At 72.5% G+C, this 7,753-nt stretch carries 6 protein-coding genes; 5 read left to right on the top strand and 1 reads right to left on the bottom strand.

What is annotated here, in order from left to right; all coding sequences use genetic code 11:
- The 5 genes from MCBG_RS21605 to MCBG_RS21585 all read left to right on the top strand — a co-directional run.
- On the top strand, nucleotides 1-2,611 hold a 2,611-nt coding region (locus MCBG_RS21605; protein WP_084789588.1), incomplete at its 5' end, for an ATP-binding protein.
- A gap of 1 nt (nucleotide 2,612) precedes the next feature.
- On the top strand, nucleotides 2,613-4,550 hold the full coding sequence (locus MCBG_RS21600) for a hypothetical protein (protein ID WP_043327893.1): 1,938 nt from the start codon (nucleotides 2,613-2,615) through the stop codon (nucleotides 4,548-4,550).
- Complete coding sequence (locus MCBG_RS21595; RefSeq protein ID WP_043327892.1) at nucleotides 4,547-5,107, top strand: hypothetical protein; 561 nt, start codon at nucleotides 4,547-4,549, stop codon at nucleotides 5,105-5,107. The genes MCBG_RS21600 and MCBG_RS21595 overlap by 4 nt, the downstream gene beginning before the upstream one ends.
- The gene (locus MCBG_RS21590; RefSeq protein WP_043327891.1) at nucleotides 5,104-6,279 is read left to right on the top strand and encodes a M23 family metallopeptidase; all 1,176 of its coding nucleotides are present in this window, start codon (nucleotides 5,104-5,106) and stop codon (nucleotides 6,277-6,279) included. Before MCBG_RS21595 ends, MCBG_RS21590 begins: the two co-directional genes overlap by 4 nt.
- Before the next feature lie 10 nt (nucleotides 6,280-6,289).
- The gene (locus tag MCBG_RS21585) at nucleotides 6,290-6,889 is read left to right on the top strand and encodes a hypothetical protein (protein WP_043327890.1); all 600 of its coding nucleotides are present in this window, start codon (nucleotides 6,290-6,292) and stop codon (nucleotides 6,887-6,889) included.
- Nucleotides 6,890-6,894: 5 nt separating this feature from the next.
- On the opposite strand, the gene MCBG_RS21580 is transcribed toward MCBG_RS21585, so the two are convergent.
- A complete protein-coding gene (locus tag MCBG_RS21580; protein ID WP_043327889.1) occupies nucleotides 6,895-7,452 on the bottom strand; it encodes a hypothetical protein in 558 nt (185 codons plus the stop codon).
- Nucleotides 7,453-7,753 lie beyond the last annotated feature (301 nt).

The following is a 7,753-nucleotide window of genomic DNA, read 5'->3' as shown; positions in this document are numbered from 1 at the left end:
GGAACGCCGCAACCGGCCGACCAAGCCGGTCCGGGTCCGCGCCCCGAAGATCAAGTTCGGTGACCGGGACCCGTCGGTCGAGCTGGCCATCACCGAGATCGCCGGCCACCTCACCTTCACCCCCAACACCGTCACCGCCTGGTACTGGCTGCCCGAGGTGCGGTGGGCGTTCCGGCCCGACGCCGAACGCGAGGCACTGCTCTCGGCGATCTCCGAGCAGTACGCCGGACTCGCCGGATTCCGGCTGCACCTGCGCCGCACCACCCGGCCCTTCCCGGCCGACGAGTGGGCCCGCACCATCGACGCGCACACCGCCGCCCCGCTGCCCGACGTACCGGGCACCACCGGCTGGGCCGACCACCTGGTCGCCGCCCAGCGGCACCTGATGGCGGTCAACCACGCCGAGGGCCAGACCTACCTCGGCGTCACGTTCGCCCGCCGGTCGCTCGGCGACTCGCTCACCGAACGTCTGCTCCGCACGTTCGGCCGGGGCACCGCCGACGGCGAGCGGCGCCGGCTGAGCCGTACCGTCGAGCAGTTCGACGAGGTCCTCGGCGCGTTCGGCATGCGCGGGCGGCGGGTCACCGCGCCCGAACTGGAATGGCTGCTCTACCGGTCGGTGGCGCTGTGCATGGCGCCGCCCGGCGTCCTGTCCCCGATCACCAACGGCCGGTGGGAACGCGGCGACCTGCTGGCCCTCACCGAGCAGGTGGAGCGCTACCGCACCCCGTACGGCTCGACGGTGAAGCTGGTCAACCGGATGACCGGCGAGGAACGCCACGTCGCGGTGCTCGCGGTCGGCCGGATGGAGCCGCTGGAGATCCCCGAGCGGCACGAGCCCTGGCTGCACTTCCACGAGCGGCTGCCCTGGCCGATGGAGCTGTCCACCCGGGTCGACATCCTCGGCCCCAACGACTCGTTCCGGAACCTCGAACACCGGCTGCGGATGATCCGCTCCCAGCAGCTCGACTACGCCGAGCACGGCATCGACGCGCCGCCCGAGCTGGAACGCCTGGCCAAGCGCGCGCTGGTGATCGGCGACGAGATGACCACCGGCCTGCCCGTCGACTCGGCCCGGGCACACGGCTGGCACCGCATCGCCGTCGGCGGCCGTACCCGGGAGGAGTGCCTGGAGCGGGCCCGGCGGCTCATCCAGCTCTACTCCCGTGAGCTGCGGATCTCGCTCCAGCACCCGAAGAACCAGGACTGGCTGGCCCGCGAGTTCATCCCCGGCGAGCCGATCGCCAACACCGGCTACGTCCGGCGGATGCCGGTCAACCTGCTCGCCGCCGCGCTGCCGCAGGCAGCGTCCACAGTCGGCGACCGGCGCGGCGACCTGATCGGGCGTACCGCCGGCACCTGCCGCCGTCCGGTCTTCCTCGACCTGCACTTCCCGATGGAGGTACGCGAACGCTCCGGCCTCGCCGTCTTCGTCGCCGAACCCGGTGGTGGCAAGTCGACGCTGCTCGGCGCGCTCGGCTACCTGGCAGCGCGCCGTGGCGCGCAGGTGACGCTGCTCGACCCGTCCGGCCCGCTGGCCCGGCTCTGCGCCATGCCCGAACTCGCCCCGTACTCCCGGGTGCTCAACCTGACCGGCTCGGAGCAGGGCACGCTGGCGCCGTACGCGCTGATCCCGACGCCGCTGCGCACCGAGTTCGGCGCCGGGGCGGCCGGTGACCGCGAGTTCGAGATCGCCGTGTCGAACGCCCGCGCCGAGCGCCGAATGCTCGTGCAGGACATCTGCATGATGCTGGTGCCGCCGCAGGTGGCCCGGGAGGCGTCCACCGCCACGCTGTTCCGGCACGCCGTACGCCAGGTTCCCGCCGAGGAGACCTCCACGCTCGACGACGTGGTGGCCTGCCTGCAAGGGCTCGACGACGACGCCGGGCGCGAGCTGGCCCACCTGCTGCTCGACACCGCCGAGATGCCGCTGGCCATGCTCTTCTTCGGCCGGCCGCCGGAAGGGCTGCTCGGCGCCGACGCCGCGCTCACCGTCATCACCATGGCCGGCCTGCGGCTCCCCGACCTCAAGATCGAACGGGAGTACTGGTCGGCCGAGGAGGCGCTCGCGCTGCCGATGCTGCACACCGCGCACCGGCTGGCCGTACGCCGCTGCTACGGCGGGTCGATGTCCTCCCGGAAACTGGTCGGCCTCGACGAGGCCCACTTCATGGAGGGCTGGCGCTCCGGCCGGTCGTTCCTGGTCCGGCTCGCCCGCGACTCCCGCAAGTGGAACCTCGCCGCGCTCGTCGCCTCGCAGAACCCGAAGGACATCCTCGGCCTCGACGTGCAGAACCTCGTCTCCACCGTCTTCGTCGGCCGGATCGCCGAGGACAGCGAGATCGCCTCCGAGGCGCTGCGCCTGCTGCGGGTGCCCGTCGACGACGGTTACGAGGCCACACTCGCCTCGCTCTCCCAGGCGGACAGCGGATCGGCCAACCGGCTCGGCTTCCGCGAGTTCGTCATGCGCGACGTCGACGGTCGCGTGCAGAAGGTCCGGGTCGACGTGTCGTACGTCGACGGGCTGCTGGAGCACCTGGACACCACCCCCGCCGCGGTCGCCCAGGCCGCCGGGATACTGCCGACCGTCCTGGCTGACCTGGAGGCGTGACATGGCGAGGGCACGGATCGCGGCGCTCCTCCTCGCGCTCGGCGTACTCGCCGGGGCCACGATCTCCTGGCCGGTGATCGGTGCGGCCACACCCGCGTACGCCGCCGCGCCGGTCACCCAGGCGCGGGCCGAGTTGTGCAGCACCAAGGAGTGGCAGGCCGACTTCCGCGCCTGCGTCGGCCGCCTCAAGGCGGTCAGCGAGGACCAGGTCGAGTGCCGCAACGCGCCGGTGCCCGCCGCGCCGGACTCGGGCCTGGCCGGCTGGTTCGCGTCCCGGCCCGACTCGGCGAAGGAGCCCGGCCCGAAGGGCCTCTACAGCGACTACGGCTACGCCGGCTACAGCTACAACACGTACGACGTCGACGGGGGCTGCGCCTCCTCGGTGCTGCATCCGGACTACCGCTTCACCACGATGGTCGCCAACGGCGAGTTCATGTTCGCCAACGCGGTGATCGGCGCGTCCAACGCGCTGCGGGAGCGCGCGTGGGATCCGCGCACCATGTGGAGCTGGGCCGACCCGCTGGTGGAGCAGGCCACGAAGGCCGTCTACCAGAAGGTGTTCAGCGTCTTCGGCATCATCACGGTCTGCGTGGTCGGCCTCTACCTGCTCTGGCGGTCCCGCCAGTCGGACATGAGCAACGCGATGACCACTGCGGGCTGGGCGCTGCTGGTGATGGTGGCGGTGACCGCGCTGGCCGCCTGGCCGGTCAAGTCCGCGAACATCGCCGACAGCACGCTGATCACCACACTGGGCGTGGTGCACGACGCGGTCGGCCCCTCCTCCAAGACCGTTCCGCCGGACAAGTGCGCGCTGCCGAACCCGAGCGCCTGCGTCGACAAGCGACCACCCGCCGTGCGCGCCAGCGACACGGCGACCGAGACAATGCTCTACCGGAACTGGCTGCGCGGTGTGCTCGGCTCGGCGGACAGCGAGACCGCGAAGAAGTACGGCCCGGCCCTGTACGACGCCAAGTCACTGACATGGGGCGAGGCGGAGGCTATCCGGTCCAAGCCCGCCACTCGCGACGTCGTCATCAAGGCCAAGCAGCAGCAGTGGGCCAAGGTCGCCGAGCAGATCAAGACCGAGGACCCCGAGGCGTACGAGTACCTCCAGGGCACGCGGGACATGGATCGAATCGGTGCCGGGTTCATCGCGGTGCTGGCCTCGGTGCTGTTCGCCATGTTCGACCTCACCGCGTCGCTACTGGTGCTGCTCGGCTTCCTGATCTTCCGCTGGGCGGTGATCGCCGCGCCGATCCTCGGCACGGTCGGCCTGATGCGCCCGGCCAGCGCCGGCCTCCGGCGGCTGGCGAACGCGGTGGTCGCCGCCGTCTTCAACATCGCCATCTTCGGCACCGGCGCGGCCATCTACCTCTTCGCCGTCGACCTGATCATGAACACCGCCACGCTGCCCGGCTGGCTCCAGGTGGTCCTGGTCTGGCTCTGCGGCGTGGTCGGCTGGCTGCTGCTGCGGCCGTACCGCCGCATCACCCAGCTCGGCGGCAAGGACAGCAGCGAGGCCGTCAGCTCGGCCGGTTCCTGGCACCGCCGGTTCTTCCGGGACATGCGGATCGCCGCCCGGCTGGACGTGGCCGAGCCCGGCGGCACCAACGAGCCGACCATCGGCAGACGCCGTACCGTCACCGCCGATCAGCGCAGCCTCCGGCCGGAGGCCCGCCACGAGGATCCGGCGCACAGCGCCACACCGGCCGAACGGGAGCGGCCGGACGGACGGGAACGGACGGAGGGGGCGCCCGCGAGCGGGCGGCCGGGCGAGAGTCCCGGTAGCACGCCCCGCCCCCGGCGCGCGCCGTCGACCTGGACCGAGCCGGACGTGCCGGAGGAGGCGCCCTCCTACGCCGTCTACCGGCCGGACTCCGCGGGCCGCGGCACATCCCCGGCCCGGCCGGCGCCGCGCATCCGCTCCGAGGCCCGGTGAGTCCGGTGCGGCGCGCGCTGGAGTTCCTCTTCACCCGGGTACTCCGGTCGAGGCTCGGCGTCGCCCTGGTGATCGCCGTGCTGGTCTTCGGTGTGATCGGCGCGGCCCGCCTGGTCGGCGGGCCCGGCGATTCGGGGCTCGGCCTGACCAGCCGGCCTAGCCAGCCGATCAGCACCGCGGACCCGGAGGCCGGTGACGACGGCGTGCTGGCCAGCCCGCCGACCGCTGTCGCCCCGAAGACCCGGCCGGGCGAGGACACGCCGGAGCAGGTCGCCGGGCGGTTCACCAACGCGTGGCTGAGCGGCCCGGGCAGCACCGGCGACGCCTGGCAGGCCCGGCTCCGGCCGCTCTCCACCCCCGCGCTGGCGGAGAAGATGACAGACGCCGACCCGGAGACCGTGCCGGCGCGGAAGACGACAGGCGCACCTTCCCTCCGGCCCCGCACCGAGTCGTTCGTGGAGGCGCTCGTTCCGCTGGACAACGGCACGCTCCGGCTCGAACTCGTCGCACCGGACGGCCCCTGGCTGGTGGACGCCGTCGACTGGGAGCGGTCGTGACCGCCGGCCCGGCCGTCGCCGGACAGGTCCGCCGGAAGTTGCGGGTCGGCGTGCTCGCCACCGCTGTCACGGCGGCACTCGCCCTGCTCTGCTGCGTCGGCGGCGCCGGCGCCTTCTTCCTCACCGAACTCGGCGGCGACGGGGACGACCCGAAGCTCGCCGCCCTGAGCTGCGACCCGGCCTACCAGGTGAACCTGACCGGGGACATGCCGCGCTTCGCCGAGTACGGCGAGCGTCAGCTGCGCAACGCAGCGGTCATCATCAAGGTCGGCCAGGACATGAAGGTCCCCGCCCGCGGCTGGGTGATCGCGCTGGCCACCGCTATGCAGGAATCAGCGCTGCGCAACCTAGCGAACAGCACGGTCCCGGCGTCGCTGGCGCTGCCGCACGAAGGGGTCGGCGCCGACCACGACTCGCTCGGCCTGTTCCAGCAGCGGCCCGGGTGGGGCAGCGTCGAGCAGCGGATGACGCCCTCGTACACGGCCCGGAAGTTCTACCAGAAGATGGTGAAGGTGCCGAACTGGCAGCAGCGCCCGCTGACCGTCGTGGCCCAGCGGGTCCAGGTGAGCGCCTACCCCGATGCCTACGCCAAACACGAGGAACTGGCCGGACGCATCGTCGACGCGCTGGCCGGCGGCGCCGCCCGGACCGTGGAGATCGCCGGCAAGGCCGTGTGCGACGCGGCGGCCGGAGACCGGATCGCCGCCTCCGGCTGGACCGCGCCGCTGCCCGGCGGCGTGGTCTCCGGCTTCCGGACCACCGCCCGTCCCAGCCACCACGGCGTGGACCTGGCTGCCTCGAAGGGCACGCCGATCCACGCCGCCTCGGCGGGCCGGGTGCTGGTGGCCCGTTGCGATCCCGACAGCGCCGGGCGGAAGGACTGCGACCGGGACGGCTGGCCGAACAAGGGCGGATGCGGATGGTTCGTGGACATCCTGCACGCCGGCGGGTTCATCACCCGCTACTGCCACATGGTCGAGCGTCCCCGGGTGGTGCCGGGTCAGTCGGTCGCGGCGGGCGAGGTCATCGGGCTCTCCGGCAGCAGCGGCAACTCGTCCGGCCCGCACCTGCACTTCGAGGTGCACAGGAACGGCGACCGGTCCAGCAACGGCGCGGACAACCCGGTGCCCTTCATGCGCAAGCGGGGCGCGCCCCTCGGCGAGACCGAGTGAGGCCGGGCGGATGAGCAACCCCCTGCCCGACCCGTTCGCCGACCGGCCGGACTGGGCACCGCTGCCGCCCCGGCCGGTCGAGACGGTGCCCGCCACGAGCGGAACCGAGCTGCGCGGCCGGCGGGTACTCGTCGGCCTTCCCGGCCTCGGCTGGCGCGGGGACCTGCGGGCTGACGAGCGCGTGGTGCAGGGCAGCCGCACCTACGTGCCGGTCATCCCCGAGCACGAGTGGTACCGGGCCGAATCCGAGCAGGTGGAGGTGTTCGCCCCGCTGGTGCCCGTGGAACGGGTCTGGGTGGAGACGATCGGCGAGCGACCCCCGCCGACCTCACCAGCCCCCTCGGGAATCCGGCTGGTCTCGCTGGACGCCCCGAACCGCCGGCCGCCCACCCCGGTGTTCGAGGCCGACGCGGTGACCGGCCGGCGCGTGGTGCACGTGGACAACGGTGTGGAACGGCGTGACCTGCGCGCCGTCACCGAGACCTACTCCGGGGCGGACGGCGACATCTGCGTGCGGGTCACGCCGGAACTGGAGTGGTACCGGTGGGCCTGGCGCGGTCAGGCACCGACCACGTTGGAGATACCGGTGCACGTGCTCTGGCTGGAGTAGCTGGATCAGGCACCGCGTTGCGCTGAGCACACGCCCCAGCCGCCTTGGCGCCTTGTCTCGAAAACCCAAGTCTGGCGATCGCTTTGGCGGATCTCATCCACAACCGCTGAGATCACCAGGTCCACCCGCACCTGAGCCTTGTCCCCCGTCTGCTCAACGCTGAGGTTCTCCCAGCTGACAGAGATCGTCGTGTTGAACCGCTGCTCCCGTGCGACGAGGTCATCGCGGAGTGATCGCAGATCGTCAAGGTCGGTGTCGTTTCGGCACTCGAACTCCGAGGCCTTCACGTCATTGCGTTGGTCGACCAAGTACTGGATGTAGCTCGCGACGACAACCTCGGGAGAGCCTTGGTCCGGGGCTGTCGCGCGGTCGTACAGCACGAATCCGGCCACCGCTCCACCCGTGCACAGCAGCGCCAGCACCCCCGCGACGACGCCGACGACCGTCCGCAGCGACCGCTTGGGGCGTACCGGCGCGGGAGCGGGCGCGGGAGGCGCCAACTGCTCCGGCGGGGTCCGCTGCGCCGGTACTCGGGACACCTGGGAACCGGCGGGGGGCTGCACTGATTCCACCTCCTGAGGCTATCGGCTGCGCGTCGCGTACCCAATGCCTGGAACCGGCGGATCGTGGCGAACCGCCGGGCGGAGGCCGCCCGGCGGCGGGGTGAGGCTGCTCACCGCCGACCAGCTCACCGCGCCGACCGACATCCCGGTGGACGGCCCCCGGCTGGGTTACCGTCACACCTCGGGGAGGACATGTCGGCCTCGGGAAGAGAGGTGGACGCGGTGGCGACTCCGAAGGCGCGCGCCGGCCGGGCCGCCGCGCTGCACCGCCGGGCCGAGGCCGCCGCGACGGCGGCGGCGG

The sequence above is a fragment of the Micromonospora sp. M42 genome (genome assembly GCF_000568915.1).
Lineage (GTDB): Bacteria > Actinomycetota > Actinomycetes > Mycobacteriales > Micromonosporaceae > Micromonospora > Micromonospora chalcea.
The sequence above is the reverse complement of the archived record's forward strand: the minus strand, read 5'-3'. Positions and strand labels throughout refer to the sequence as shown.

Excerpts from the sequence above, each read along its gene's own strand:
- MCBG_RS21600 (WP_043327893.1), top strand. The coding sequence starts at position 2,613 with ATGGCGAGGGCACGGATCGCGGCGCTCCTCCTCGCGCTCGGCGTACTC.
- MCBG_RS21585 (WP_043327890.1), top strand. The coding sequence starts at position 6,290 with ATGAGCAACCCCCTGCCCGACCCGTTCGCCGACCGGCCGGACTGGGCA.